The 24,753-nt window shown below is 63.4% G+C and carries 24 protein-coding genes; 8 read left to right on the top strand and 16 right to left on the bottom strand.

All coding sequences use genetic code 11. The features are described 5' to 3' along the window. The first annotated feature begins 131 nt into the window (after positions 1-131). The 3 genes from metG to AC1D05_RS27355 are packed head-to-tail and all read left to right on the top strand — an operon-like array spanning position 132 to position 3,304. Positions 132-1,685: a methionine--tRNA ligase gene (metG, locus tag AC1D05_RS27345; RefSeq protein WP_477444811.1), complete on the top strand. Its 1,554-nt coding sequence runs from the start codon at positions 132-134 to the stop codon at positions 1,683-1,685. Beyond that, positions 1,685-2,479 (top strand): TatD family hydrolase, encoded by a 795-nt coding sequence (locus AC1D05_RS27350; RefSeq protein ID WP_477444812.1) that lies wholly within the window; start codon positions 1,685-1,687, stop codon positions 2,477-2,479. The genes metG and AC1D05_RS27350 overlap by 1 nt, the downstream gene beginning before the upstream one ends. A gap of 3 nt (positions 2,480-2,482) precedes the next feature. Next, a complete protein-coding gene (locus AC1D05_RS27355) occupies positions 2,483-3,304 on the top strand; it encodes an MBL fold metallo-hydrolase (protein WP_477444813.1) in 822 nt (273 codons plus the stop codon). Between the two features lie 10 nt (positions 3,305-3,314). Here AC1D05_RS27355 and AC1D05_RS27360 read toward each other — a convergent pair whose 3' ends face one another. Further along, positions 3,315-4,076, bottom strand: coding sequence for a GNAT family N-acetyltransferase (locus AC1D05_RS27360; protein WP_477444814.1), 762 nt, complete (start codon positions 4,074-4,076; stop codon positions 3,315-3,317). A gap of 233 nt (positions 4,077-4,309) precedes the next feature. Here AC1D05_RS27360 and AC1D05_RS27365 point away from each other — a divergent pair, with 233 nt between their 5' ends. Continuing rightward, entirely contained in the window at positions 4,310-5,215 is a 906-nt protein-coding gene (locus AC1D05_RS27365; RefSeq protein WP_477444815.1) for an agmatinase, read from the top strand. A gap of 45 nt (positions 5,216-5,260) precedes the next feature. Here AC1D05_RS27365 and AC1D05_RS27370 read toward each other — a convergent pair whose 3' ends face one another. From AC1D05_RS27370 to AC1D05_RS27395, 6 genes are all read right to left on the bottom strand, one after another. After that, the gene (locus tag AC1D05_RS27370; RefSeq protein WP_477444817.1) at positions 5,261-6,040 is read right to left on the bottom strand and encodes a pyrroline-5-carboxylate reductase; all 780 of its coding nucleotides are present in this window, start codon (positions 6,038-6,040) and stop codon (positions 5,261-5,263) included. 43 nt (positions 6,041-6,083) lie between these two features. Next, entirely contained in the window at positions 6,084-6,968 is an 885-nt protein-coding gene (locus AC1D05_RS27375; protein ID WP_477444819.1) for an aldose 1-epimerase family protein, read from the bottom strand. 164 nt (positions 6,969-7,132) lie between these two features. Continuing rightward, complete coding sequence (locus tag AC1D05_RS27380) at positions 7,133-7,849, bottom strand: Bax inhibitor-1/YccA family protein (RefSeq protein WP_477444821.1); 717 nt, start codon at positions 7,847-7,849, stop codon at positions 7,133-7,135. Positions 7,850-7,872: 23 nt separating this feature from the next. Continuing rightward, on the bottom strand, positions 7,873-8,646 hold the full coding sequence (locus AC1D05_RS27385; RefSeq protein WP_477444823.1) for an anti-sigma factor family protein: 774 nt from the start codon (positions 8,644-8,646) through the stop codon (positions 7,873-7,875). Then, positions 8,643-9,176, bottom strand: coding sequence for a sigma-70 family RNA polymerase sigma factor (locus AC1D05_RS27390; protein ID WP_477444964.1), 534 nt, complete (start codon positions 9,174-9,176; stop codon positions 8,643-8,645). The genes AC1D05_RS27385 and AC1D05_RS27390 overlap by 4 nt, the downstream gene beginning before the upstream one ends. Positions 9,177-9,284: 108 nt before the next feature. Beyond that, positions 9,285-9,878 (bottom strand): histidine phosphatase family protein, encoded by a 594-nt coding sequence (locus AC1D05_RS27395; RefSeq protein WP_477444825.1) that lies wholly within the window; start codon positions 9,876-9,878, stop codon positions 9,285-9,287. Between the two features lie 179 nt (positions 9,879-10,057). On the opposite strand from AC1D05_RS27395, the gene AC1D05_RS27400 reads away from it, so the two are divergent. Then, positions 10,058-11,242, top strand: a complete 1,185-nt coding sequence (locus tag AC1D05_RS27400; protein ID WP_477444966.1) for an amino acid aminotransferase — start codon at positions 10,058-10,060, stop codon at positions 11,240-11,242. An 80-nt stretch (positions 11,243-11,322) separates the two neighbouring features. After that, entirely contained in the window at positions 11,323-12,147 is an 825-nt protein-coding gene (gene mazG / locus AC1D05_RS27405) for a nucleoside triphosphate pyrophosphohydrolase (RefSeq protein ID WP_477444827.1), read from the top strand. Positions 12,148-12,202: 55 nt separating this feature from the next. Here mazG and hflX read toward each other — a convergent pair whose 3' ends face one another. From hflX to dusB, 8 genes are all read right to left on the bottom strand, one after another. Continuing rightward, entirely contained in the window at positions 12,203-13,594 is a 1,392-nt protein-coding gene (hflX, locus tag AC1D05_RS27410; protein ID WP_477444829.1) for a GTPase HflX, read from the bottom strand. After that, positions 13,595-13,840 carry an RNA chaperone Hfq gene (gene hfq / locus AC1D05_RS27415; protein ID WP_006202172.1) on the bottom strand — a complete coding sequence of 82 codons (246 nt, stop codon included), beginning with the start codon at positions 13,838-13,840 and terminating at the stop codon, positions 13,595-13,597. 145 nt (positions 13,841-13,985) lie between these two features. Beyond that, complete coding sequence (locus tag AC1D05_RS27420) at positions 13,986-14,849, bottom strand: D-amino-acid transaminase (RefSeq protein WP_477444831.1); 864 nt, start codon at positions 14,847-14,849, stop codon at positions 13,986-13,988. Between the two features lie 97 nt (positions 14,850-14,946). Next, positions 14,947-16,308 (bottom strand): nitrogen assimilation response regulator NtrX, encoded by a 1,362-nt coding sequence (ntrX, locus tag AC1D05_RS27425; RefSeq protein WP_010909346.1) that lies wholly within the window; start codon positions 16,306-16,308, stop codon positions 14,947-14,949. Next, on the bottom strand, positions 16,298-18,583 hold the full coding sequence (locus AC1D05_RS27430) for a sensor histidine kinase NtrY-like (RefSeq protein WP_477444833.1): 2,286 nt from the start codon (positions 18,581-18,583) through the stop codon (positions 16,298-16,300). Before AC1D05_RS27430 ends, ntrX begins: the two co-directional genes overlap by 11 nt. A gap of 142 nt (positions 18,584-18,725) precedes the next feature. After that, a complete protein-coding gene (ntrC, locus tag AC1D05_RS27435; protein WP_027045043.1) occupies positions 18,726-20,186 on the bottom strand; it encodes a nitrogen regulation protein NR(I) in 1,461 nt (486 codons plus the stop codon). Beyond that, positions 20,183-21,325, bottom strand: a complete 1,143-nt coding sequence (locus AC1D05_RS27440) for a two-component system sensor histidine kinase NtrB (RefSeq protein WP_477444835.1) — start codon at positions 21,323-21,325, stop codon at positions 20,183-20,185. The genes ntrC and AC1D05_RS27440 overlap by 4 nt, the downstream gene beginning before the upstream one ends. Further along, complete coding sequence (dusB, locus tag AC1D05_RS27445) at positions 21,322-22,350, bottom strand: tRNA dihydrouridine synthase DusB (protein ID WP_477444837.1); 1,029 nt, start codon at positions 22,348-22,350, stop codon at positions 21,322-21,324. Before dusB ends, AC1D05_RS27440 begins: the two co-directional genes overlap by 4 nt. A gap of 233 nt (positions 22,351-22,583) precedes the next feature. On the opposite strand from dusB, the gene AC1D05_RS27450 reads away from it, so the two are divergent. Continuing rightward, on the top strand, positions 22,584-23,807 hold the full coding sequence (locus AC1D05_RS27450; protein ID WP_477444839.1) for a bifunctional 2-C-methyl-D-erythritol 4-phosphate cytidylyltransferase/2-C-methyl-D-erythritol 2,4-cyclodiphosphate synthase: 1,224 nt from the start codon (positions 22,584-22,586) through the stop codon (positions 23,805-23,807). Next, positions 23,804-24,292: a CinA family protein gene (locus tag AC1D05_RS27455; protein ID WP_477444841.1), complete on the top strand. Its 489-nt coding sequence runs from the start codon at positions 23,804-23,806 to the stop codon at positions 24,290-24,292. The genes AC1D05_RS27450 and AC1D05_RS27455 overlap by 4 nt, the downstream gene beginning before the upstream one ends. Here the strand turns inward: AC1D05_RS27455 and AC1D05_RS27460 are convergent. Next, entirely contained in the window at positions 24,289-24,747 is a 459-nt protein-coding gene (locus tag AC1D05_RS27460; RefSeq protein ID WP_477444843.1) for a type II toxin-antitoxin system RatA family toxin, read from the bottom strand. The genes AC1D05_RS27455 and AC1D05_RS27460 overlap by 4 nt on opposite strands. Between the last annotated feature and the right edge of the window lie 6 nt (positions 24,748-24,753).

Genomic DNA, 24,753 nt, shown 5'->3' on the forward strand with positions numbered 1-24,753 from the left:
ACGCCTTGACCATGATCGACCGCATGAAGTCTGCGATGCGAATGTGACGGTCCCCACCGGGATGGCAATCGCCATTCCGATGCGATATCCACCGCCACGGCTTTCATTCAGACATTCATGATGGTTCATTCATGTCACGCGACACATTCTACATCACGACCGCGATTTCCTATCCGAACGGCAAACCGCATATCGGCCACGCCTATGAGCTGATCGCCACCGACGCGCTTGCGCGCTTCCAGCGGCTCGACGGCAAGCAGGTCTTCTTCCTCACCGGCACTGATGAGCACGGCATCAAGATGCTGCAGACGGCGAAGCGCGAAGGCATTTCGGCACGCGAACTGGCCGATCGCAATTCGGCCGATTTCAAGCGCATGGCAACCGCGCTCAACGCCTCCAACGACGATTTCATCCGCACCACCGGAGAGCGGCATTACGCGGCCTCGCAGGCGATCTGGAAGGCGATGGACGCCAATGGCGACATCTACAAGGGTGGCTATGCCGGCTGGTACTCGGTGCGCGACGAAGCCTATTATGGCGAGGAGGAGACGGAGGTCCGTCCCGACAATATCCGCTACGGGCCGCAGGGAACGCCGGTCGAATGGGTCGAGGAAGAGAGTTATTTCTTCCGCCTCTCGGCTTACCAGGACAAGCTCATCGCGCTTTATGAAAGCCAGCCTGACTTCATCGGCCCGGCTGAGCGCCGCAATGAGGTGATGAGTTTCGTCAAATCGGGATTGAAGGATCTGTCGATCTCGCGCACCACCTTCGACTGGGGCGTACCGGTGCCGGGCGACGACAAGCACGTCATGTATGTCTGGGTCGACGCCCTGACAAACTACATTACCGGCGTCGGCTATCCCGATGAAAAGGATGAGAAATGGCGCTTCTGGCCGGCCGATGCGCATATCATCGGCAAGGACATTGTGCGCTTCCATGCGGTGTACTGGCCGGCTTTTCTGATGTCGGCCGGCATCCCGCTGCCGAAGCGCGTCTTCGGCCACGGCTTCCTGTTTAACCGCGGCGAGAAGATGTCGAAATCGGTCGGCAACGTCATCGACCCGTTCACCATGGTCGAGCATTACGGTCTCGACCAGGTGCGCTACTTCTTCCTCCGCGAAGTGCCGTTCGGCCAGGACGGCAGCTACAGCCATGAAGCGATCGTCAACCGCACCAACGCCGACCTCGCCAACGGCCTCGGCAATCTGGCGCAGCGCTCGCTGTCGATGATCGCCAAGAACTGCGGCGGCGTAGTGCCGAAGCGCGGCGACCTGACCGATGCCGACAGCGCGATCCTGGATCAGGCGGCGGCGGCTCTGGCCACCGCGCGCAAGGCTATGGCCGAGCAAGGCATCCATCTGGCGCTGGCGGCAATCTTCGCCGTGGTGGCGGAAGCCGATCGCTACTTCGCCGGGCAGGAGCCTTGGGCGCTGAAGAAGACCAATCCGGAGCGCATGGAAACGGTGCTGTGGACGACCGCCGAGGTGGTTCGGCGCGTCACCGTGCTGTGCCAGCCCTTTGTTCCGGGGTCGGCCACGAAGCTGCTCGACCTGCTGGCGGTGCCAGCTGACAAGCGTAACTTCGAGCATGTCCACGCGGACTATGCGCTTGTGCCCGGCACGGCATTGCCCGTGCCGGAGGGCGTATTTCCGCGTTATGTCGAACAGCCGAGCGCGAACGCCTGATGCTTGTCGACAGCCACTGCCATCTGGACTTTCCAGATTTCGCCGAGGAGCGGGCGGCTATTGTCGCCCGCGCCAAAGCGGCCGGAATCGGCCGCATGGTGACGATCTCGACCCGTGTGAAGCGCCTTCAGCAAATACTTGAAATCGCTGAAACTTTCGACGAGGTGTATTGCTCGGTCGGCACCCATCCGCACAATGCCGCCGAAGAACTCGACGTCACCACCGCAGAGCTTGTCCGTCTATCGGCTCATCCGAAGGTGGTAGCGATCGGCGAGGCGGGGCTCGATTATTTCTACGACAAGGCGCCGCGCGATGCGCAGGCGCAGGGTTTTCGCAACCACATCGCAGCCGCTCGCGAGACCGGCCTGCCTCTCGTCATCCATTCGCGCGACGCCGATGACGACATGGCAGCCATTCTCGAGGACGAAACAGGGAAGGGCGCCTTCCCCTTCATCCTGCACTGTTTTTCATCGGGACGCCGGCTGGCCGAAATCGGTGTCTCGCTCGGGGGCTATGTGTCGTTCTCGGGCATCTTGACCTTCAAGAATTCGGCCGAATTGCGCGCCATGGCCGCCGATGTGCCGCATGACCGGCTGCTCGTCGAAACCGACGCACCCTATCTGGCGCCGATACCGTTTCGCGGCAAGCGCAACGAGCCGGCCTATGTCGCGCACACGGCACGAGTGCTGGCGGAAGCGATTGGCGTCAGCGAGGCTGAAGTCGCTGATATGACGACGAACAATTTCTTCCGGCTGTTCGGCAAGATGCCACGGCCTGCCGAGCAGAGCGCCTGAACGATGACTGACCGGCTGCGCCTCACCATTCTCGGCTGCGGCTCGTCGCCAGGTACGCCGCGCATCACCGGCCACTGGGGCAATTGCGACCCGACCAATCCGAGGAACCGGCGTATGCGCACGGCAGCGCTGGTCGAACGGATTGCCGCCGATGGCCGCCGCACCACCGTGGTCATCGACACCGGGCCGGATTTCCGCGAGCAGATGCTGCTGGCTTCGGTCAAGCGCATTGATGCGGTCGTCTACACGCACCCGCATGCCGACCATATCCACGGCATCGACGATCTGCGTGGCTATGTGCAGGAGCAGCGCCACCTGATCGACATTCATGCCGACCAGCCGACGATGCTGCGTTTGCGGCAGGCGTTCGGCTATTGCTTCGAGACGCCGCCGGGCAGCTCTTATCCGCCAATCGTGCGGCCGCATATCATCGACCACGCAAAGCCGGTGGTGATCGAAGGCGAGGGGGGTGCCCTCACCCTCGAGCCGCTGCCGCAGTTCCATGGCGACATCATCTCGCTCGGTTTCCGCATCGGCGGGCTGGCCTATTGTCCCGATATCAGTGGCTTTCCCGACGCCACGGTCGAGCGGCTGCGCGGCCTGCAGATGCTGGTCATCGATGCACTGCAGTACAACACCCATCCCAGCCATTTGTCGCTCGGCCAGGCGCTCGACTGGATCGAGAAGCTGGCGCCGAAGAGCGCCGTGCTGACCCATATGCACGTGCCGCTCGACTACGCGACCGTGATGGCCGAGACGCCTGACACGGTGGTCCCGGCCTATGATGGCATGGGGATCGAAATTCCTTTTGAATCAGCGCGATAAACACGCCGGTTCATGGTGCCGTTCGCTTCTTTGGCCCGAATATCAGCAGCGTTCCAATCCGCTCATAGCCCATGCTGGGATAAAGCAGCGCTCCGGCATGCGTCGCCAACAGCATAGAGCATCGCGCTCCACGAGCCTGGTCGTCCTGCAGCATTTTGGACATCAGCGCGTGGCCGATACCGCGACGCCGGTGCGATGGCTCGACATACATGGCCGCGCACCACGTGGCGCCGACAGCGTCTATGCTGCGCACACGCCCGACAATCTCGTCGCCATCGACCGCCACATATTGGCGGAACGGCGCGCCGTCGCCGAGCAGATCGGCCGAGATCGGCCGCCTGCGGATGATCGTTGCCAATTGCGCCGCCCGTTCGACTGTCTGGACGCGCTCAATCGGGACGGGCGCCGGCGGGCTTGGAATCTGACGCAATGGCTGGGCGAAAAAACCTTCCGTCCGCAGCAGCCGGTAGCCGAGAGCCTTGTATGCGGTTCGCGTCGGCCCATCCGGCTCGTCGTTTGCGATCACGACGGAAATGGCGAAACCCGGCCGCGCATGCTGCCGCACGATCGCATCGGCGTCCTGGGCAGCGACGTCATGGACGACCCATTCCTCGCCACGGTAGTCGCGAGCATTCTTGCGCGGCGCATCGCGCATCGCCCACAATGGCCCGACGCGGCTGACCTCGTAAGGAAAGGTGCGGCTTTTGTCGGTGCTGTAGCCATGTACGAACACCTCGATCGCCGATTCGATCTCACGCTTTGCTGCTGTCATCCACGCAGCGTAGCGTTGGCAATCCACATGAGGCAACAGACATCGAGCGTCTCAAGCCTATGAAAAGCAGCAGTAATTTCCAGCTGCTGGTCAATGCGTCAGTTCCATAATCTATCTTATGCGACTTTCGGATGTGCACGTTTTGGCTCAAAGCAGCACCGAGATGGCGACCTGCTTTGCGGCTGCCCTGTGGCACGATAACCTCCTTGTCCAAATCATCAGGACATCAAGACATGCCCGCATCCTTCCTCGGCCTTCCCGATCGCCTTACCGATGGCCGCACGCCTCGCGCGGTGATCTTCGGAGCCGGCCACGGCAGCACCTATCCCGGCAAGGACAGCAGCGGCTATGCCTTGGCCGCCGACGCCATCCGCGCAGCCAGCCAGGATGATGCCTCGCTCGTCGAGCACTGGGACTTCGATCTCGGCGGCCCGTTGTTCGATGGCAAGCCGGTCTGCTGCGTCGACGCCGGTGAGATATTGACCACCATACACGACAACGCTGGCAACCGGGCCCGGATCGAGGCGAAGACGCGCGAGGTTCTGTCCCTGCCGGCCATACCGATCCTGCTTGGCGGTGACGATTCCGTCGTCATTCCGTTCCTTGCCGGCTTTGCCGATCACGGACCGATCTGGATCCTGCAGATCGATGCCCATATCGACTGGCGCGACGAGGTGCATGGCGAACGCTACGGCTATTCGAGCCCGATGCGGCGGGCGAGCGAGATGCCGCATGTCGCCGGCATGGTGCAGGTTGGGCTGCGCAGCATCGGCAGCGCGCGCCTCGCCGAAATCGAAGCGGCGCAGCACTATGGCAGCCGCTTCGTGACCGCGCGCGAGGTTCATACGCAAGGCGTCGACGCTGCGCTCAGGCATATTCCGGAAGGCGCACGGGTCGTCGTCACTTTCGACTGCGACAGCCTCGATCCCGGCATCATGCCAGGGGTGGCGGCACGTACGCCGGGCGGCCTCACCTACACCCAGGCGATCGACCTGATCGCCGGCCTCGGCAAGCGGGCCAGGATCGCGGGATTCGACCTTGTCGAACTCTATCCGCCCGCCGACATTGACGGCCTGTCGGCCCTGACCGCCGCGCGCCTTCTCGTCAATGTGATCGGCACCATCGCCCGACAGATTTGAAATCTTGCTCTGGCGCCCATCGCGTCCGGCAGGTCTAAAACCTGGCTATGTCGCGCCGGCCGCCGAAATGCGCCGATGCACGCCGTCCAGGCTTTCCGCCAGCGCATTGAAGACGTTGTGGGCCGTGAGCTCGTTCAGAACCTGCTCATTGATGCCGCCACGGGTCGCATAATCCTGCGCCAGATGCGTGAAGTCCGCAACGGGCGCTGTTTCCGGAGCGTGCCCAAGTGCTGTGAAGAGCGCCGCGATATAGTCGCGCCCCTTGGTATCCGGCACACCATGCGCTTTCAGCCATCGGTGGATCGTATCGAGGTATTTGAAGTAAGTGGCATAGGTCGCGGTCACGACGCTCAACGCGTCGAACTCGCTGGAACTCTCGACCTCGATCACCTTCCCCAGCCCGCCCAGCAATGCGGTCACACCTGGATCGGGCGGGTAGATGATCGTCGCCCCCAGCCGCTGGGCAATCATCGGCATGGGCAGCGCTTTGGTCACGCGGCTTGCGGGTGCGGTCAGGCCGATGATTTCTTCACGCGACAGCGTGGCGATCAGGCTGATGAGGTGGTGGTCGCGCCGAAATCGCAATTCAGGCAGCACCTGGTGGGCGATTTGCGGCCGGACCGCCAGCATGACGGTGTCGCATTCATCGAGGACCGCCTGATTGTCGGCGGCAACGCGCACATTCGGATAGCGGGATGCGAGGTTCGCGGCGATCTCTTCGTTGCGCGGCGACAACACGACCGATACCGGATCGTCCTCAAGCGATTTGAGCCCGGTAACGATGGCGGCTGTGAGCGCGCCTGTGCCGATGAAGCCAAGTTTCATTTGAAGTCCCACGACGTTGGTTTTCCGGCTGGTCGTCCGCTGGTCACCGCGGACCCTGCTCCAGGCTGATCCGGTAGCTCAGCGAACGCTTCGCTCCTGGTTCGATCAGCATCACGCCTGGCTTGTCGCTGAATTCGCCGTCGAAATCGGCCGGGCTTGCAATACCGTGCCAGGGCTCGAGGCACAGAAAGGGCGCGCCGCCGGGTTTGGACCAGATGCCCAGCTCCTCCGCACCCTGCCATGACATTTCGATCGCCGGACCATGGTCGGCGGCGTAGCGCAAGCTGGTGCTCGCGGGCCGATCCAGGATGACGGCGTCGTCATCGAACAGTTGCTCGGACAATGCAAGCGTTCTGCCCGCGATTGGCGTCGGCCGCGTCTCTGCGAGCAGGAGGCCGTCCTTGAGGCGACGGATCGGCGCCGGCTCATCGTCGGCAAAGGTCAGCCGGTAGGCCTCCTTGGGCAATTCCGGCAGCAAGGGCCAGTTGAATGCCGGATGCGCGCCGACCGAGGCCGGCAACGGCTCGTCGCCGGTGTTGGTAACCTCCAGGGCCACACCAAGCTGCTGGCGCTCCAGAGTGTAGGTGACGGCAAGGCGAAAGGCGAAGGGGTAGTGCGTACGGGTATCGGCATCGTCGGTGAGGACCAGCGTGCAGGAGCGCTCCCCCCTCTCCGCCCAGGTAAACGGCTTGTCGCGGGCAAAGCCGTGCTGCGTCATCGGATAGGTCCGGCCGCGATGGCGCAGTTGGTCGCCCTTCAGCCGGCCAACGATCGGAAACAGCACCGGCGAATGGCGCCGCCACTCTGGCCCGGCTTGCCAAAGGAACTCAAATCCCTGCGCCTCCCGTAGCGAAACCAGTTCGGCGCCCCGCCCGACTATGACAGCCGAAATCCCGTCGCCATGAAGCGTCTGGCTGTCCTGTGCCACATGTCCTCGCAGTGTTGGATGCTGGTGGGCAGACTAGCAAAAGCGCCTTGGGACTCAAGGCGTGAAGGGGCTTGCCGGAACGAATTGTCGCCGGAGGATTTCTCCTCCGGCCACCTCTCCGCATCAAGGGCGAGAACCCCGCCCTTGCCCACAGCGGACAGTCGTTACTCCCGCTCGCCGGTGAAGTTCAGCAGCAGCTGGAAGATGTTGATGAAGTTCAGATAGAGCGAGAAGGCGCCGAAAACGGCCAGCTTCTGGCGCGATTCCGCATCGAAATTCTCGGCATACTGTTCCTTGATCGTCTGCGTGTCCCAAGCGGTCAGACCGATGAAGACGGCGATGCCGATCACCGAAATGGCGAACTGCAGCGCCGTCGAGCCGAGGAAGATGTTGACGATGCTGGCGATCACCACGCCGATCAGGCCCATGATCAGGAACGACGAAAACTGCGTCAGGTCACGCTTGGTCGTGTAGCCATAGAGGCTGGTGGCGCCGAACATGGTGGCGGCGATGAAGAAGGTGCGCGCGATGCTGGTTCCGGTGAAGACCAGGAACACGGAGGCGAGCGACAGGCCCATCACCGCGCAGAAGGCCCAGAACATCATCTGGGCGCTGGCCGCCGACATGGTCTGCATCTTGAACGAAAACAGCAACACGAAGGCGAGCGGCGCCAGCATCACCACATATTTCAGCGGGCTGGAGAAGATCGGCACATAGAGCGCCGGCGTCGACGACACCAGGAAGGCGACCAGGCCGGTGACCACGAGGCCAAGGCCCATATAGTTGTAGACGCGCAGCATGTGCTGGCGCAGGCCCTCGTCGAAGACCGCTCCGGCCTGGGCGCCGGTGCCGACGCGATATCCCAGATTGGGCGTGTTCATTTTCAGTCTCCTTTGTAAATCGGTCAGTAAAGCGTCTTGGCGAGCGCCTCGGCGACGCGGTCGAGGTCATGAACCCCGCTCTTCGCGACCACCGCATAGGCGACCTCGCCGATCTGGAAATAGGCCGAGGAAATATCGCCCGAGGGCGCGATGGTCGGCTTGACCACGTCGAAGGTTCCCGGCCGGATCGCAAACAGCGACACCAGGCCCATATCCTTGGTGTCGACAGCCACCTCGACACTCGGGCCGAAGCGCGACGGATAGATCTGCACGTCGCGAACCTTCCAGTCCTTGGGCAGCGATGGCATGACGATAGCGGTCGCGGCCCGGATCTCGCCGGCATTGTAGTTGGGCGCTTCCGGCTGCGAGGGCATGGTTTCGCGCACCAGCGTCGTCCTGTGTGCCCGCACCGCTTCCTCGACATAGGCGGGCGGCTGCGGCGAAGCGATGACCTTGGTCACCGACATCGGCCCGATGATGCCGTTCGCCAGCCAGCCGGCGGCAATGAAGGCGGCAACGGCCGCGGCGCGCTGCAGCACGCCGAAGATGCGGCCGCGGACAAGCCCCCTCTCCAGCCGCCGCGCCGCGTCAGCGGTCGCCGGCCGCGCCATGCCCTTGGAACCGGCAAGCGCCACGCGCAGTTCGTCGCGCGTCCGCAGATCCGACATTACGCGTGCGGCGGCCTCCGGCCGGGTCGACAGGAACGCCTCGACCTCGATGCGGCGCGTGACATCCAGCTGGTCGTCGACATAGGCGTCGAGGTCGGTGTCGGTCACGGGGTCGACAAGAGCGGTCATGGCTCACCTCCCACGATTCTCAAATGATTCCTGCCGCGTGCCGGGGCGGCGTCCTCCATCTGGCGCAAGGCGCCGCGCGCCCTGCCGATGCGCGACATCAGCGTGCCCAGCGGCACGCCGGTGGCATCAGCGGCCTGCTGATAGGAAAGCCCTTCGATGGCGACCAGATGCAGTGCCGAGCGCTGTTCCTCCGGCAGGTTGAAAAAGGCGTCCCGCACCTGCGCCAGGCGCACCGAATGCTCTTGCGGCGCCGGTGTGCTGGCATCGGCGAGGTATCCGGCCTGTTCGATGCGCGCCGCTTCCGAGCGGCGCGAGCGCATGCGGTCGACAAACGCGTTGTGAACGATCGACAACAGCCAGGCCCGCAAATTTCCACCCGAGCGGAAGGTGCCGCGCCGCTCATAGGCGCGCACCAGCGCGTCATGCACGAGATCCTCAGCGTCCGCACTGTCGCGCGTCAGCGACTGGGCATAGCGCCGCAGCGACCCTAGCTGTCCTATGATGTCAAAGCGTGGCATCGACCGTTTCATGTCCTGTTTACGGGGCATGTGGGGGTTTTAATCCCGAGCCGTGCCATTTTTTCTTTGGCGGGTTTACCGAAGGGTCGCGTTTGCCAGTACCCTCGCCCGGCCTGACTCTCAGGGGCGAAGTGGTTTTGCCGCTTTGGGTGTCGTTACACCGCAGGCGCGCAACACCCACCTGCGGCCGTCGCTGCGAAAATCGGTGATGCTCAGCGGCTCGATATCGATCTTCCAGCAGGCGGTAAGCGGCGCGCCGAGAACATGCGCGATCGCGGTGCGGATGACGCTGGCATGGGTCATGGCGATTGTGTGACCACGCTCCGCTATTAACCGGTCCATCAACTCGGAGGCCCGGCGAGCAACCTCGGCCAGCGACTCGCCGCCATGCGGCGCCGCATTGGGGTCGGTAAGCCAGGCGGCTATGCCCTCGGGCTGCTCCGCCTGGACCTCCTCAAAGCTCTTGCCGGCCCAGCTTCCATGATCCCGGTCGGCCAGAAGCGGTTCGACCGATGCGTCCAACGCCAGCGCCTCGGCGGTCTGCCGGGCGCGAAGTGCCGGCGCTGTCCACACGCGGTCGGCGCGGCACAGCGTTCCGCGCATCGCTTTCGCCAGAGTCAGCGATCGCGGCTCCAACGGCTCATCCAACGGGAGCGCACCCTTCCGGGTTGCCGCCGTGGCACCGCTGCAGATCATCGTCAGCCGTACGAGCATGAAGCAGTCATCCCTAAGCCGCTTTCGGAGCGGCGCATACGCTGCGATTAGAATAGCGGCTATCGTTTCGATCGAAAGACCACACCTTTGGGCGCCGCCTTCTGTTTCGCACACCTAAAACCGCTGGTGCATCACGTCCGATTTGCGTATCACTCCGCCGCGCCAACGGAACCATAATGATGTTCGAAGACCTGCAGCCAGCTCCCGCCGACAAGATCCTGGCCCTGATCGGCCTCTATCGCGCCGATCCACGTACCAACAAAGTCGACCTCGGCGTCGGCGTCTATAAGGATCGTGACGGCAAGACGCCGGTCATGCGCGCCGTGCGCGAGGCTGAAAAGCGGCTGCTGAACAGCCAGGACACCAAGACCTATCTCGGACTGGCCGGCGATACCGGCTTCAACGCGGTGATGGCCAAGCTCGCTTTCGGCCCTGGCGCCGACATGACGCGCATCCGGGCGGCACAGGCGCCTGGCGGCTCCGGTGCGTTGCGCCTGGTCGCGGAGCTGCTCAAGCGGACGCGTTCGGACGCAACCATCTGGCTGTCGGACCCGACCTGGCCGAACCATATGCCGGTGATGCGCGCCGCCGGCTTGCAGATCCGCGAATATCCTTATTTCGATGCGGCCTCGGGTGCGGTTCGTTTCGACGACATGCTGGCGGCGTTGCGGACGGCCAACAGTGGCGACGTGGTGCTGCTGCATGGCTGCTGTCACAACCCGACCGGCGCGAACCTCGACGCGGCGCAGTGGGAGGCCGTCACCGATCTGGTCGTCGAGCGGGGCCTGCTGCCTTTCGTCGACATCGCCTATCAGGGCTTTGGCGATGGGCTCGAGGCCGATGCGCTTGGCCTGCGGCTGCTGGCGGCGAAAGTTCCGGAAATGGTTGTTGCCTCGAGCTGCTCGAAGAATTTCGCCGTCTACCGCGACCGTGTCGGTGCGGCGATGGTCCTGGCCAAGGACGGCGCACAGGCCGATGTGGCGATGAGCCAGATGCTGTCGGCGGCACGCGCCATATATTCGATGCCGCCTGATCATGGCGCTGCCGCGGTGCGCATCGTGCTGGAAGACGCTACTTTGCGTGCCGACTGGGAAGCCGAGCTGGAGGAGATGCGCCTGCGCATGCTGAGGCTCCGTGTCCAGTTCGCCGAGGCGCTGCGCCGGCAGTCCAACTCCGACCGCTTCGACTTCGTCGCCAGCCATCGCGGCATGTTCTCGCGGCTTGGCCTCACGGAAGCGCAGGTCGAACGGCTGCGCGCCGAACATGGCGTCTACATGGTCGGCGACAGCCGCATCAACGTCGCCGGACTGCCAGAGGATGGGATGGACGACCTCGCCAAGGCGATCGTCTCCGTACTCGACTAAGGCGGCTCAGCTGTGGACAAGGCGCCCTCTCCGGCTGACAACATTGGCCGCGCGTCGGGCCGCAGGATAGCATCCGCCGCATGACGCCATCGAAAGACATTTCGCGCCTGATCGAGATCATGGCAGCGCTGCGTGCGCCGAAGACCGGTTGTCCGTGGGATATCGAGCAGGATTTCTCGACCATCGCGCCCTATACGATCGAGGAAGCCTATGAGGTGGCGGATGCCATCGCGCGCGGCGACCTCGATGATCTCCGTGACGAGCTGGGCGATCTCCTGCTGCAGGTCGTCTATCATGCGCAAATGGCCGAGGAAGCCGGTGAATTCGCCTTTCCGGATGTGGTCCAGGCGATCACGACGAAAATGATCCGTCGCCACCCGCATGTTTTCGGCGACGAAAAAGCCCGCAGCGCCGGCATGGCCAAGGGCATGTGGGAAAAGATCAAGGCGCAGGAGAAGGTGGAGAAGCGAAGCGCCCGCCTCGCGCGCGGCCTCGACCCCGAAGACAATGGCAAAGGGTTTCTGGACAGCGTTCCGCTCGCCCTACCTGCGCTGAAGCGGGCGCTCAAACTTCAGGAGAAGGCTGCGCGTGTCGGCTTCGACTGGAGCGAGGCGGCCCCCATCCTCGACAAGATCGAAGAGGAGATCGGCGAATTGCGCGAGGCGCTGGCCAAGGGCGATACCGCCTCGATCAAGGACGAGTTCGGCGACATGCTGTTCGCTGTCGTCAACCTCGGCCGTCATCTCAAGCTCGATTCGGAAGCCGCGTTGAGCGGCACGAATGAAAAATTCCGCTCACGCTTCCACTATGTCGAGCAGGCCCTGGAGAAGTCCGGCAACACGCTGGAAAAGGCTGATCTGGCCGAGATGGAAGCGCTCTGGCAGGAAGCAAAAACCGCGAAATAACGTCGGCAATTCCGGATGGAAAACCGCTATACAGTTTTGCTGGAATTGCCTTGGGTTAGCCGTTGTTCTTCCTGCGCAATCGGCTTTCGATCTCTTCGCGGGCGCTTTGCGTCGCCTTGAGCGATATGGTGGCGCTGCCATCGTCATTGTCGGTGCGCGAAACGACATCGCCATTGCGATAAAGCCAGTCGACAAGGCCGAACTGCGCCGGCTCGATCGTCACCGTCAGGTCTTCGAGCTCGCCCGCCATGCGTGTCTCGATGATCGCCTTCAGCGCATCGATACCCTCGCCGGTCACCGCCGATACGGCGATCGGCGGTCCCTTGCTGCCGTCGGCGGCGTCGGCGAGCAGCCGGCTCCTGTTGCCTTCGTCCAGCAGATCGATCTTGTTCCAGACTTCGATCACCCGCTTGGTATCACTGGCGTCGACACCGAGGTCGGCCAGGATGCGCTCGACATCCTCGGCCTGCGCTGCCGTGTCGGGATCGGAAATGTCGCGCAGATGGAGGACGAGATCGGCTTCGACCACCTCTTCCAAAGTCGCGCGAAAAGCGGCGATCAGATGCGTCGGCAGGTCGGAGATGAAACCGACCGTGTCCGACAGGATGATCGGCGTGCCATGCGGCAGGCGCACGCGGCGCAGCGTCGGGTCGAGCGTGGCAAACAGCATGTCCTGCGCCAGCACGTCTGCTCCGGTCAGCCGGTTGAACAGGGTCGATTTGCCGGCATTGGTGTAGCCGACGATCGCCACCACCGGGAACGGCACCTTCTTGCGCTTGGCGCGGTGCAGGTCGCGGGTGCGGCGAACCGTTTCCAGCTCGTGCTTCAACTTGATGATCTTTTCCTGCAACTGCCGCCGGTCGGATTCGATCTGGGTTTCGCCGGGGCCGCCGAGGAAGCCGGCCCCGCCGCGCTGGCGCTCGAGGTGGGTCCAGCTGCGGACAAGGCGGCCCTTCTGGTAATTGAGATGGGCGAGTTCGACCTGCAGCGTGCCTTCCTTGGTGCGGGCGCGCTCGCCGAAGATCTCGAGGATCAGCCCGGTACGGTCGAGCACCTTGGCGTTCAGTTCCTTTTCGAGATTGCGCTGCTGCACCGGCGTCAGCGGATGATCAACGATGACCAGTTCCGCATGGCCCTCTTTGACGATTTCGGCGAACTCCTCGACCTTGCCGCTGCCGAGCAAGGTTGCCGGACGCGGATCGTTGACGGTCACCACCGCCGTATGGATCGGATCAAGGTTGATGGCGCGGGCAAGGCCGACGGCCTCGTCGCGGCGTGCGTCGGCCGATCGCGTCAGCCGCGGGCGGTTTGTATCGTCGTCGCCGCGCGGCTGGCGGGTAAGCACAGGCACAATGACGACAGCCCGGGTCGGACCCTTGGCTTCCGTCCCGGGATGATGCGCTGGTTTTCCGCGAACGGTCGCGTCCGCGTCCTTCTCACGTGCCAATCAGGCGCCCTGGCTTTCCTCGCCATCGAACATCTGAACCGGCTGGCTCGGCATGATCGTGGAAATGGCGTGCTTGTAGACGAGCTGGGAGTGACCGTCGCGGCGCAGCAGCACACAGAAATTGTCGAACGAAGTTACCACGCCGGTCAGCTTCACGCCGTTGATGAGGAAGATGGTGAGCGGGTTCTTGCTCTTGCGAACTGAATTCAGGAACAGGTCCTGAAGGTTTTGCGATCGTTCCGCCATTGTTCTTGTCTTTCGCCGATCCCCTTCGGTTTGCAGGCCAATGCGCCAAATTGTCGGGCACATGTCAAGCGCGCAAACACCGTCTTGTCGTCAGTAACGACAAGCAGAACGAGATATATTGATGTTCATTCCACCTGTGCGGTTATCAGGCTGGACTTTTTTCCGCAATGTCAAAAAAGGCCTGCCGCAACGAAAGTGTCACAGAGCCTGGGTGCCCGTTGGCCACCGGATCGCCGTCAATGGCCACGACAGGCATGGCAATTGTCGTCGCGGAGCTGATGAACGCCTCGCGCGCCGCCTTGGCCTCGGCGACGGAAAAACCGCGCTCTTCGATCTTCAGGCCGAGCTTCGCTGCAACCTCAAACATGGTCGTGCGGGTGATGCCGCGCAGGATGCCATGATCGGCCGGCCTGGTGACGAGGACACCGTCCCTGGTGACGATCCAGGCGTTCGACGAGCCGCCTTCCTTGACGTTGCCGTCGGTGTCGACGAACCACGCCTCCTGGGCGCCGGCCTCCTTGGCTTTCTGCTTGGCCAGTACATTGGGCAGCAGCCCGACGGACTTGATGTCGACGCGGTCCCAGCGGTTCTCGGGCACGGTGATGACCGCGATGCCGGTCTCGGCCCGCTTTGCTCCAGCCGCCGGATCGGCCTTCCTGGCAGTGACCACCAAGGAGGGCTTGGTGTCCGCCGACGGGAAAACAAAGTCGCGGCTGGCGACACCACGCGTGACCTGAACATAGACCAGACCGTTGACGACCTGGTTGCGGTTGACCACCTCGCGCAGGATGAGCGGCAGCACGTTACGCGCGACCGGCCAGGCGATCGACAATTCGGTCAGCGAGCGGTTCAGCCGGGCCAAGTGGCGCGGCATGTCGACGATGAAGCCTCGCGCCACCTCGCAGACCTCATAGACACCGTCGGCAAATTGATAGCCGCGATCCTCGATATGCACGGAAGCGTCCGCGTGGACGACGTAGCGCCCGTTCACATAGGCAATGCGCGGCATAGGTGATCCCTCAGAAAAGTCCCGGCTTTCTTATGCGATTCCGCCGCACCCGTAACCGACAATTGCATAGGCCACGGCCAGGCTGACTTTGTGTACGTCAGACGCCCAGCGACTTCAGCTTGCGGTGCAAAGCGGAGCGCTCCATGCCGATGAACTCGGCGGTTTTCGAGATGTTGCCGCCAAACCGGTTGATCTGGGCGATCAGATAGTCCTTCTCGAACTGTTCACGCGCCTCGCGCAACGGCAGCGCCATGATGTGCTGGTCGGACTGGTTCGGCGTACGCGGCATGACATCGCCGATTTCGGACGGCAGCAGGTCGGCGGTGATCGGCGCATCGACGTCGTCGCCGCGCGCCAGGATCATCAGGCGCTCGACATTGTTGCGCAGCTGGCGGACGTTGCCCGGCCAGTTGTGCGCCTGCAGCACGGCCAGCGCGTCGTCGCCGATGCGGCGCGGCTTGATGCCGGCCTGGCGGGCGATCTGTTTCATGAAGTTGTCGACGAGGTAGGGAATATCCTCGCGCCGCTCAGCCAGCCCCGGCACCATCACCGGAACCACCGCCAGGCGATGATAGAGATCCTCGCGGAAACGCCCGTCGGCAATCATGGCTTCCAGGTTTTGCGAGGTCGAGGAGATGATGCGGACGTCGACCTTGACCCGCTTGGTGCCCCCTACCCGCTCGAACTGCTGTTCGACCAGCACGCGCAGGATCTTGTTCTGCGTCTCGCGCGGCATATCGGCCACTTCGTCGATGTAGAGGATGCCGCGATGGGCCTCTTCCAGCGCACCGACCTTGCGCTCGACGCCGTTCGATTCGGTGCCGAATAGCTCGATTTCCATGCGCTCGGGCGTGATGTTGGCAGCGCTCAGCGTCACGAACGGCGCGCCCTTGCGCGCCGAGAGCGTGTGGATGGCGCGCGCCGCCAGTTCCTTGCCGGATCCAGACGGGCCGATGATCATGACGCGGCTGTTGGTCGGCGCGACGCGCTCGATGGTCTGGCGCAGCTGGCTCATCGCCGACGACATGCCGATCAGGTCGAAGGTTTCGCCGCTGCGCTGCTTGAGGTCGGAAACCTCACGCCGCAATTTCGAAGTTTCCAGCGCACGCTCGGCAATGAGGATCAGCCTGTCGGCCTTGAACGGCTTCTCGATGAAATCATAGGCGCCACGACGGATGGCCGAGACGGCCGTTTCGATGTTGCCGTGGCCGGAGATCATGACCACCGGCAGAGTGGGATGCATGGTCTTGATCTCGTCGAGCAGCGCCAGGCCGTCCAGGCGGGAGCCCTGCAGCCAGATGTCGAGGAAAATCAGCCTCGGCGCGCGATCAGCTATAGCAGCGAGCGCGCTGTCGGCATCGAATGCCGTACGGGTTTCGTGACCTTCATCGCTCAGGATGCCCGCGACGAGCTCACGGATGTCTTCCTCGTCATCGACGATGAGAATATCAGACGCCATTACCGACCTTTTCAGTTTCTCTTTCGTTTTCCGCCTTGGCTTCACCGCGCAATGGCGCCGCAGCCGCGGGCGGCAGAATGATGCTGATCATCGCACCACGCCCATTGTGAAAATCCGCAGGGGCATCATGAAGTTCCAGCCTGCCACCATGGTCCTCCACGATCTTCTTGACGATAGCGAGACCAAGCCCGGTGCCCTTCTCGCGTGTGGTCATATAGGGCTCGAGCAGCCGTTGGCGATTCTCCCGCGGCAGGCCTTTGCCATTGTCGATGACGTCGATTCGAATCGCGCCATTCTGGCGCCCGGCTTGAATCCGGATTATGCCGTGCGAACCGTCCTTCTGTTCCAGTCCGTCGATCGCTTCGGCGGCGTTCTTGATCACATTGCCAAATGCCTGCGCCATCAGGCGGCTGTCGAACGTGCCCTTGAGCGGCTCGTTGCCGAACACGCGTTCGAAAGCAATGTCGGCGCGGCTGACTTCGACCAGGAATGAGGCCTCGCGCAGCGATTCGCGCAAGTCGATGGCCTTCATCTCGGGCTTCGGCATCCGCGCGAAGGCGGAGAATTCGTCGACCATGCGGCCGATGTCCTCGACCTGCCGGATGATGGTGTCGGTACACTGATCGAAGATCTCGCGGTCCTCGGTGATGACCTTGCCGAAGCGTCGCTTGATGCGCTCGGCCGAAAGCTGGATCGGCGTCAGCGGATTCTTGATTTCGTGGGCGATGCGGCGCGCCACATCGGCCCAGGCCGAAGAACGCTGGGCCTGAACCAGATCGGTGATGTCGTCGACCGTCACGACGTAGGATTTCTCCTCCGAGCCGTCGTCGCCCGCCTCGATGGTGATCTGTACGTTGAAGGTGCGTTCGGTGCCGGCGCGGAAGAATGTCACCTGTTCGCGGTAGACAGGCTTGCCCGACTGGCGGCCGATCTCGAAGACGCGGCCGACATGCGGCAGAATGGCGGAAAGGTTCTGTCCTAGCGCGGCACTGGCGGAGATGGCCAGCATCGATTCGGCCGAACGGTTGACGATGGTGACGATGCCATAGGGATCGACGCCGATGACGCCGGCGGTGACACCGGCGAGCACAGCTTCGGAAAAGCGCCGCCGCTCGTCGATCAGGTCCTTTGCCGACAGGATCTCGTTGCGCTGGGATTTCAGCTCCAGCAGCATCTTGTTGAAGGTGTCGCCAAGCGAGGCGACATCGCCGTCGGAAGGCCTGACCGGAACCGCGACATCGAGATTGCCGGTCGCCACCTCGTCGGCGGCACCGATGAGCTGGCGAATCGGCCGCACGAGACGGTCGGCGACGGCAATGCCGGTCCAGATCGCCGACAGGATGATGATCAGGGTCAGCGATAGATAGGGCAGCGCGAAGGCAACTTGCGAGGTGCGCCTGTTGTCTTCGAGGTTGCGGTACTCGTCCGTGTTGGACCTGACGATCTGCCGTGCCTTGATCACTTCGGGATCGACAAGGCGGATGGTGTAGAGGTAGAGGCCTTCGATCTCACGCAGCTTGACGATGGCGCCCATGATGTTGCGGGTGCGCGGCTCGATCAGCACCGGTTTGCCGTCGGTGGCGCTGCTGACCGAGCCTTCCGGCGGTTCCGGCATGGAGAAATCGGCATCGGTCTGCGCGCTCATGACGAACGAGCCGTCGGGCTTGATCAGCGCCGCATGGGCCAGAGACCGGCCCACGGCTTCCTTGTTCATGAGGTCGAGAAAGCCTGTGCGATCAAGGCCGTAGAGCGTGCGCGACGCATCGAGATCATAGGCCATCGACAGCGTCGTGCCCTGCAAATTGCGGGCGTTTTCCTGGACATAGGCATCGGCGATCGACAGCGAGGAATTGACGATCGTCTTGGTGCGGATCTCGAACCAGCGATCGAGGCCGATATCGAGCGTGATCGAGGCGATGATCGCCACCATGATGGCGGGAATGGCGGCAACCAGCGCGAACATGGCGACGATGCGCACATGAAGCCGCGAGGCCGCCTTGCCATGCCGGCGCGCCATGACGATGCGATGCACCTCGCGCCCGACCAGCGCGCTGAGGAAAAGCACGAAGGCGGCGTTGAGCGCGATCAGCGCCCAGGTCGTCCTGGCGTCAGGCGCGATCGGCGTCGCGCCGACCAGGATGGTGAACGAAATGGCCGCCATGACCAGCGCGCCGACGACTGCCACGACGCCGGGCAGCGCCAGCAGGCGGCGCCCGTCGCGGGCGCCGGGTTCGCTGAAAAGCGGTTGGTTGAGTACAGGTGCCTGCGGAGCCATGTCGCCGTCTGGGAGCCAATGATTGCATTCGATCTATGCAACGCATTGTGGCGATTATGCAACAAGTGTGACAGCGGCAGCAATCTTTCGCCGCTCAGTCCCCTGAAAAGGCGCTCAGTCCCTGAAAAGAGTCGACGCCGGATCAGCCCGGCCGCGATGATTTGTAGACATTGACGCCCAGTTCGCGAATCTTCTTGCGCAGCGTGTTGCGGTTCAGCCCCAGCAGTTCCGCAGCCTTGATCTGGTTGCCGCGGGTTGCCGTCATCGAGGCCAGGACCAGCGGATATTCGACTTCGGAGAGAATGCGCTGGTAGAGCCCGGCGGGCGGCAATTCGCCGGCAAACGAGGCGAAATAGCGCTGCAGGAAATGCTCGACCGCCTGGCCAATCGAGAGGTCGTCTGGAATGAGGTTGCCGCCGCCGGGGACCACGGGGCGCTCGCCGGTCTTGAGCTCCGCCTCGATGATCTCGGCGGAAATCTCGTCTTGCGAATAAAGCGCGGCGAGGCGGCGAACGAGGTTTTCCAGCTCGCGCACATTGCCTGGCCAGGGATAGCGCTTCATCAGTTCGATGCCGCCGGACGAGATGCGTTTGGTCTGCAGCCCTTCCATCTCGCCGAGCTTGAAGAAGTGACGCACCAGATCGGGCACGTCCTCGGAACGCTCGCGCAATGCCGGCAGTCTCAGCGGCACGACGTTGAGGCGATAGAACAGATCCTCGCGGAACAGTCCCTGGTTGATCAGCGTGCGCAGATCCTTGTTGGTGGCGGCGACGATGCGCACGTCGGTCTTGATCGGCGTGCGGCCGCCGACCGTCGTATATTCGCCCTGCTGCAGGACACGCAGCAGGCGCGTCTGCGCCTCCATCGGCATGTCGCCGATCTCGTCGAGGAACAGCGTGCCGCCCTCGGCCTGCTCGAAGCGGCCGGTGGAGCGGTTCTGGGCGCCGGTGAAGGCGCCCTTCTCGTGGCCGAACAGTTCCGATTCGATCAGGTCGCGCGGGATCGCCGCCATGTTGATGGCGACGAACGGGCCGCCACGACGGCGGCCATATTCATGCAGCGCGCGCGCCACCAGTTCCTTGCCGGTGCCCGATTCGCCAGAAATCATGACCGTCAGGTCGGTCTGCATCATCCGCGCTAGCATGCGGTAGATGTCCTGCATGGCCGCCGAGCGGCCGACCAGCGGCATCGCGTCGGGCTGCTCTTCCGGCCGCGCATCGATCTTCGGCCGCCGCGGCTCCGACAGCGCCCGGTTGACGATGTTGAGGAGCTCTGTCAGGTCGAACGGTTTTGGCAGATATTCATAGGCGCCGGTCTCGGATGCGCGGATCGCCGTCATGAACGTGTTCTGGGCGCTCATGACGATGACCGGCAGTTCCGGCCGGGCTTTCTTGATGCGCGGCAGCATGTCGAAGGCGTTCTCGTCCGGCATCACCACGTCGGTGATAACGAGGTCGCCCTCGCCCGCTGCCACCCAGCGCCAAAGGGTCGAAGCGTTGGAAGTGACGCGCACCTCATGGCCGACGCGCGAGAGAGCCTGATTGAGCACCGTGCGGATCGCCGCATCGTCATCGGCGACGAGAATATTGCCGCGAACCGTCATTTGCGGTCTCCTTCACCGTCTTCTTCAGCGCCGAACGGCGTTTCCTTCCAGGCCGGCATCAGGATGCGGAAGGTGGTTCCGCGCGGGGTCGAGTCGCATTCGATGATGCCGCCATGCTCGCCGACGATTTTGGCGACGAGCGCCAGCCCCAGCCCCGAGCCGTTCGGCTTGGTGGTGATGAAGGGATCGAACAGGATCGGCAGGATGTCCTCCGAGACGCCGGAGCCGTTGTCGCGCACGCAGAACTCAAGCGGCAGCGATACGCGGTCCTGCGTTCCCGGCACCGAAACGCGAATGCCCGGCCTGAAGGCGGTCGACAGCACGATCTCGCCATGCGGATCGCTGCCGATCGCCTCGGCGGCGTTCTTGACCAGGTTGAGGAACACTTGGATCAGCTGGTCGCGATTGGCGAAGACAGGAGGCAATGATGGATCATAGTCCTCCAATATCCTGATTTTCTTCGCAAAACCGTTCTTGGCGATCGCCTTCACATGGTCAAGCACGACATGGATGTTGACGGGATAGCGATCGATGGGCCGCTCGTCGGAAAACACCTCCATGCGATCGACCAGCGAGACGATGCGGTCAGTCTCGTCGGTGATCAGCCGGGTCAGCGCGCGGTCTTCATCGGAGGCGGACAGTTCGAGCAGCTGCGCGGCGCCGCGGATGCCTGAGAGAGGGTTCTTGATCTCATGGGCAAGCATCGCCGCCAGCCCGGTCACCGAACGCGCCGCGCCGCGATGCGTCATCTGGCGGTCGATCTTGTCGGCCATCGACCGCTCCTGGAACATGACCACCACGGAGCCCGGGAATTCCGGCACCGGCGCGACATAGAGATCGACAACCTTCTCGATGCCGAGGCGCGGCGATGACACATCGACGCGATATTCGTTGACCGGAGCCCGGCGCTCGCGCACCTGATCGACCAGCGTAAGCAGCGGGCTGCCGAACGGGATCAGCCTGGACAGGGTGTTGCGCGCGAGCATATTCGCGCTCGAGCGGAAGAAATCCTCGGCATCGGCATTGGCGTAGGTGATGAACCCATCCGTGTCGACCATGATCACCGGACGGCGGATTGTGTTGAGCACGATATGGGCGGCCTCTGCCATATCGGTGCCGTGGGTGACGTTGGCGTTCATGCCGCACTCCGCAGGTTCAAGGATCGCGGATCGCGCGAGAACACATTTCGCAGCAAGGCAATGACGCGGGCCGGCTCGAACGCGGTCAGGATGGCTTTTCGGTCGTCATCGGCAACGCCAACGGCATGGCGATCGAGATACCAGCCCAGATGCTTGCGCGCCTGACGCAAGCCGCTCCCGACGCCATAGAGCGCCAGCATGTCCTCGTAGTGGGCGACGACATAGTCGGCCAGTGCCGTCGGATTGCACGGTACGTTGGCCGCCGTTTCGCCTGCTGCCGCGGCGGCTATGCCACCAGCGATCCAGGGCGCGCCATAGTGCGCGCGGCCGACCATCACCGCGTCGGCGCCGGATTGATCGAGAATGGTGGCTGCCTCGGCCGGGGAGCAGACATCGCCATTGGCAACGACCGGGATGGAGACGGCGTCCTTGACGCGTGCGATCGCGCTCCAGTCGGCCTTGCCCTGATAGAACTGGCAGCGGGTGCGGCCATGCACCGTCACCATGCTGACGCCCGCCTGTTCGGCACGGCGCGCGAGGATTGGCGCGTTGTGCGCGCCCTCGTCCCAGCCGAGCCGCATCTTGACCGTCACCGGCACCTTGACCGCGCCGACCACGGCCTCGATCAGCGACAGCGCATGGTCGAGGTCCAGCATCAATGCCGAGCCGGCATACCCACCGGTGACCTTCTTGGCCGGGCAGCCCATGTTGATATCGATAATGTCCGCACCCTCGCCGGCGGCGATACGCGCCCCTTCAGCCATATGTGCTGCCTCGCGGCCGGCGAGCTGCACCATATGGACGGGCAGGCCGGAATGCCGTATGCGCAGGTCGAAGCCGGCCCTGCCCTTGGCGAGTTCGCCGCTTGCCACCATTTCGGACACGACCAGGCCGGCGCCATGCGCATGGGCGCGCTTGCGGAAAGGCTCGTCGGTAATACCCGACATCGGCGCGAGGAACACGCGATTGCGGATTTCCACGCCGCCGACGTCGAGAGGCGCGGCCAATTTGGCTGAGTTAACCATGCACAAAAACCAAGCACGTCCATTCGTTGCACATTCTCTAGCCATATCGGCCGCAATGTGCAACGCGGAATGACGCCACATTAAGGCGCAATTGGGAAAATGCCGGCCTTCGGCTTTTGCCGCGACCAGGGCACTGGCGCATCCTTCAAGACACTTTTGGAATTCATATTTGACGCACGATCTTTTCGTAAAACCAATTACACTTTTGGGGATCGTGCGCTAAGCCAATCGCCATGACTGACGGAAGTGAAAACTCGAGCGCGACGGGTGGGGTTGCGGTGGTGATCGTCGCCGCCGGCCGCGGCGCTCGTGCCGGGCAGGCCAACGGGCCCAAGCAGTACCAGAACATCGGCGGGCGCGCTGTCATTGCGCATACGCTGGAGATGTTTCTTGCCCATCCGCGAACCGGCCAGATCGTCGTCGCCATCCATGCCGACGACCACGAATTGTTTCGGCAAGCAGCGGGCACGCAGGCTCAGCGTGTCACCGCGGTCATCGGCGGACCGACCAGGCAGGAGTCCGTCCGGCTCGGGCTGCTGGCGCTGAAAGACCACGCGCCGGGCCAGGTTCTGATCCACGATGCCGTCCGCCCGTTCGTCGACGCGGAGTTGATCGACCGCACCATCGCCGCCATCGGCGAGAACGAGGGAGCGTTGCCCGCCCTGCCCGTCGCCGACACGCTGAAGCGCGAGTCGGCCGCCGGCGTGGTCGCGGAAACCGTTTCCCGCAGCGGGCTGCACGCGGCGCAGACGCCGCAAGGTTTTCCCTACGGGCCGATCCTTGCCGCGCACGACAAGGCTTACCGGCTGGGCAGGCTGGATTTCACCGACGACGCGGCCATCGCCGAATGGGCGCATATTCCGGTCAAGTTGGTTCCCGGCTCGCCGGACAATGTCAAACTCACCTGGGCACGGGACATCGCCATGGCGCACCAGCGGCTTTCCAGCGAACGCACACACTTCCCCGACATCCGCACCGGCAACGGCTACGACGTCCACGCCTTCGAGCCTGGCGATCATGTCACCCTGTGTGGCGTCGCCATTCCGCATGACAAGAAACTGTCGGGCCATTCCGATGCCGATGTCGGCCTGCACGCTTTGACCGACGCGCTGCTGGCGACCTGCGGCGCCGGCGACATCGGCACGCATTTTCCGCCGTCCGATCCGCAGTGGAAGGGTGCTGCGTCGCGGATCTTCGTCGAACACGCGGCAAAGGTGGTGCGCGCGCGCGGCGGACGCATAGCCAATGCCGATATCACGCTGATCTGCGAGGCGCCGCGCGTTGGCCCACATCGTGAGGCGATGACATCAGCCCTGTCGCAGATGCTGGGCATTTCCGCCGATCGCATCTCGATCAAGGCGACAACCAACGAGAAGCTCGGCTTCGTCGGCCGCGAGGAAGGCATTGCGGCGATCGCCACGGCCAGCGTGGTGTTTCCGGGCGAGGTGCCGGAATGAGCAACGCTGAACTCGCAAACGCCCTGCTGCTGGCCTGCCAGCAACGTGGCATCATGCTGGCGACGGCGGAAAGCTGCACCGGCGGCCTGATCATCGCCGCGCTCACCGACATTGCCGGCTCCTCCGTCGTGGTCGACCGCGGCTTCATCACCTATTCCAACGAAGCCAAGATGGAGATGCTCGGCGTTTCCGCCGAAACGCTCGACGCGCATGGAGCTGTGTCGCGCGAAACGGTGCTGGAGATGGCGGCCGGCGCGCTGACGCATTCACGCGCAAGCCTTTCTCTTGCCGTTACCGGCATTGCCGGTCCAGGCGGAGGTTCGGCCGACAAGCCGGTCGGTCTCGTCTGGTTCGGCCTTGCCCTGGCCGGTCAGCCGGTTGTCGCCGAGCGCCAGCTGTTCGGCCACAAGGGCCGCGAATTCATCCGCCACGAGACGGTGAGACACGCGCTGAAGCTGGGCCTGCAAGCGCTCAGCCAGAATTAGACCCGCGGCGCGACACCATAGATGACGTCGGCGCGCTTTTCGAAAGCCTCGGCGAACATGCGGAAGGCACGGTCGAACATGGTGCCCATCAGCGCGCCCAGAATGCGGCTCTTGAACTCATAGTCGATGAAGAAGCGGACTGCGCAGCCGGGGCCATCGGGCTCGAAACGCCAGACATTGCTCAGATATTTGAACGGGCCATCGATGTACTTGACGTCGATGGCGTTCTCGTCGGGCTTCAGCAGCACCTGCGTGGTGAAGGTCTCGCGGATGGCCTTGTAGCCGATGCTCATATCGGCCAGCAGAACGGTGCGTCCGTCACGCTCCTTGCGCGAGCGCACCGTCAGCGCTTCACAAAGCGGCAGGAATTGCGGGTAGGCCTCGACGTCAGCGACCAGCGCAAACATCTGCTGCGGCGTGTGGGCAACGCGGCGGGTGGCTTCGAATTTGGGCATAAAATC

It is taken from the genome of Mesorhizobium sp. P2_E9, from assembly GCF_056403815.1.

Bases quoted from the DNA above. Each gene is read 5' to 3' on its own strand.
- metG (WP_477444811.1), top strand. From the start codon at position 132: ATGTCACGCGACACATTCTACATCACGACCGCGATTTCCTATCCGAAC.
- AC1D05_RS27350 (WP_477444812.1), top strand. From the start codon at position 1,685: ATGCTTGTCGACAGCCACTGCCATCTGGACTTTCCAGATTTCGCCGAG.
- AC1D05_RS27355 (WP_477444813.1), top strand. From the start codon at position 2,483: ATGACTGACCGGCTGCGCCTCACCATTCTCGGCTGCGGCTCGTCGCCA.
- AC1D05_RS27360 (WP_477444814.1), bottom strand. From the start codon at position 4,076: ATGACAGCAGCAAAGCGTGAGATCGAATCGGCGATCGAGGTGTTCGTA.
- AC1D05_RS27365 (WP_477444815.1), top strand. From the start codon at position 4,310: ATGCCCGCATCCTTCCTCGGCCTTCCCGATCGCCTTACCGATGGCCGC.
- AC1D05_RS27370 (WP_477444817.1), bottom strand. From the start codon at position 6,040: ATGAAACTTGGCTTCATCGGCACAGGCGCGCTCACAGCCGCCATCGTT.
- AC1D05_RS27380 (WP_477444821.1), bottom strand. From the start codon at position 7,849: ATGAACACGCCCAATCTGGGATATCGCGTCGGCACCGGCGCCCAGGCC.
- AC1D05_RS27385 (WP_477444823.1), bottom strand. From the start codon at position 8,646: ATGACCGCTCTTGTCGACCCCGTGACCGACACCGACCTCGACGCCTAT.
- AC1D05_RS27390 (WP_477444964.1), bottom strand. From the start codon at position 9,176: ATGAAACGGTCGATGCCACGCTTTGACATCATAGGACAGCTAGGGTCG.
- AC1D05_RS27395 (WP_477444825.1), bottom strand. From the start codon at position 9,878: ATGCTCGTACGGCTGACGATGATCTGCAGCGGTGCCACGGCGGCAACC.
- AC1D05_RS27400 (WP_477444966.1), top strand. From the start codon at position 10,058: ATGTTCGAAGACCTGCAGCCAGCTCCCGCCGACAAGATCCTGGCCCTG.
- mazG (WP_477444827.1), top strand. From the start codon at position 11,323: ATGACGCCATCGAAAGACATTTCGCGCCTGATCGAGATCATGGCAGCG.
- hfq (WP_006202172.1), bottom strand. From the start codon at position 13,840: ATGGCGGAACGATCGCAAAACCTTCAGGACCTGTTCCTGAATTCAGTT.
- AC1D05_RS27420 (WP_477444831.1), bottom strand. From the start codon at position 14,849: ATGCCGCGCATTGCCTATGTGAACGGGCGCTACGTCGTCCACGCGGAC.
- ntrX (WP_010909346.1), bottom strand. From the start codon at position 16,308: ATGGCGTCTGATATTCTCATCGTCGATGACGAGGAAGACATCCGTGAG.
- AC1D05_RS27430 (WP_477444833.1), bottom strand. From the start codon at position 18,583: ATGGCTCCGCAGGCACCTGTACTCAACCAACCGCTTTTCAGCGAACCC.
- ntrC (WP_027045043.1), bottom strand. From the start codon at position 20,186: ATGACGGTTCGCGGCAATATTCTCGTCGCCGATGACGATGCGGCGATC.
- AC1D05_RS27440 (WP_477444835.1), bottom strand. From the start codon at position 21,325: ATGAACGCCAACGTCACCCACGGCACCGATATGGCAGAGGCCGCCCAT.
- dusB (WP_477444837.1), bottom strand. From the start codon at position 22,350: ATGGTTAACTCAGCCAAATTGGCCGCGCCTCTCGACGTCGGCGGCGTG.
- AC1D05_RS27450 (WP_477444839.1), top strand. From the start codon at position 22,584: ATGACTGACGGAAGTGAAAACTCGAGCGCGACGGGTGGGGTTGCGGTG.
- AC1D05_RS27455 (WP_477444841.1), top strand. From the start codon at position 23,804: ATGAGCAACGCTGAACTCGCAAACGCCCTGCTGCTGGCCTGCCAGCAA.
- AC1D05_RS27460 (WP_477444843.1), bottom strand. From the start codon at position 24,747: ATGCCCAAATTCGAAGCCACCCGCCGCGTTGCCCACACGCCGCAGCAG.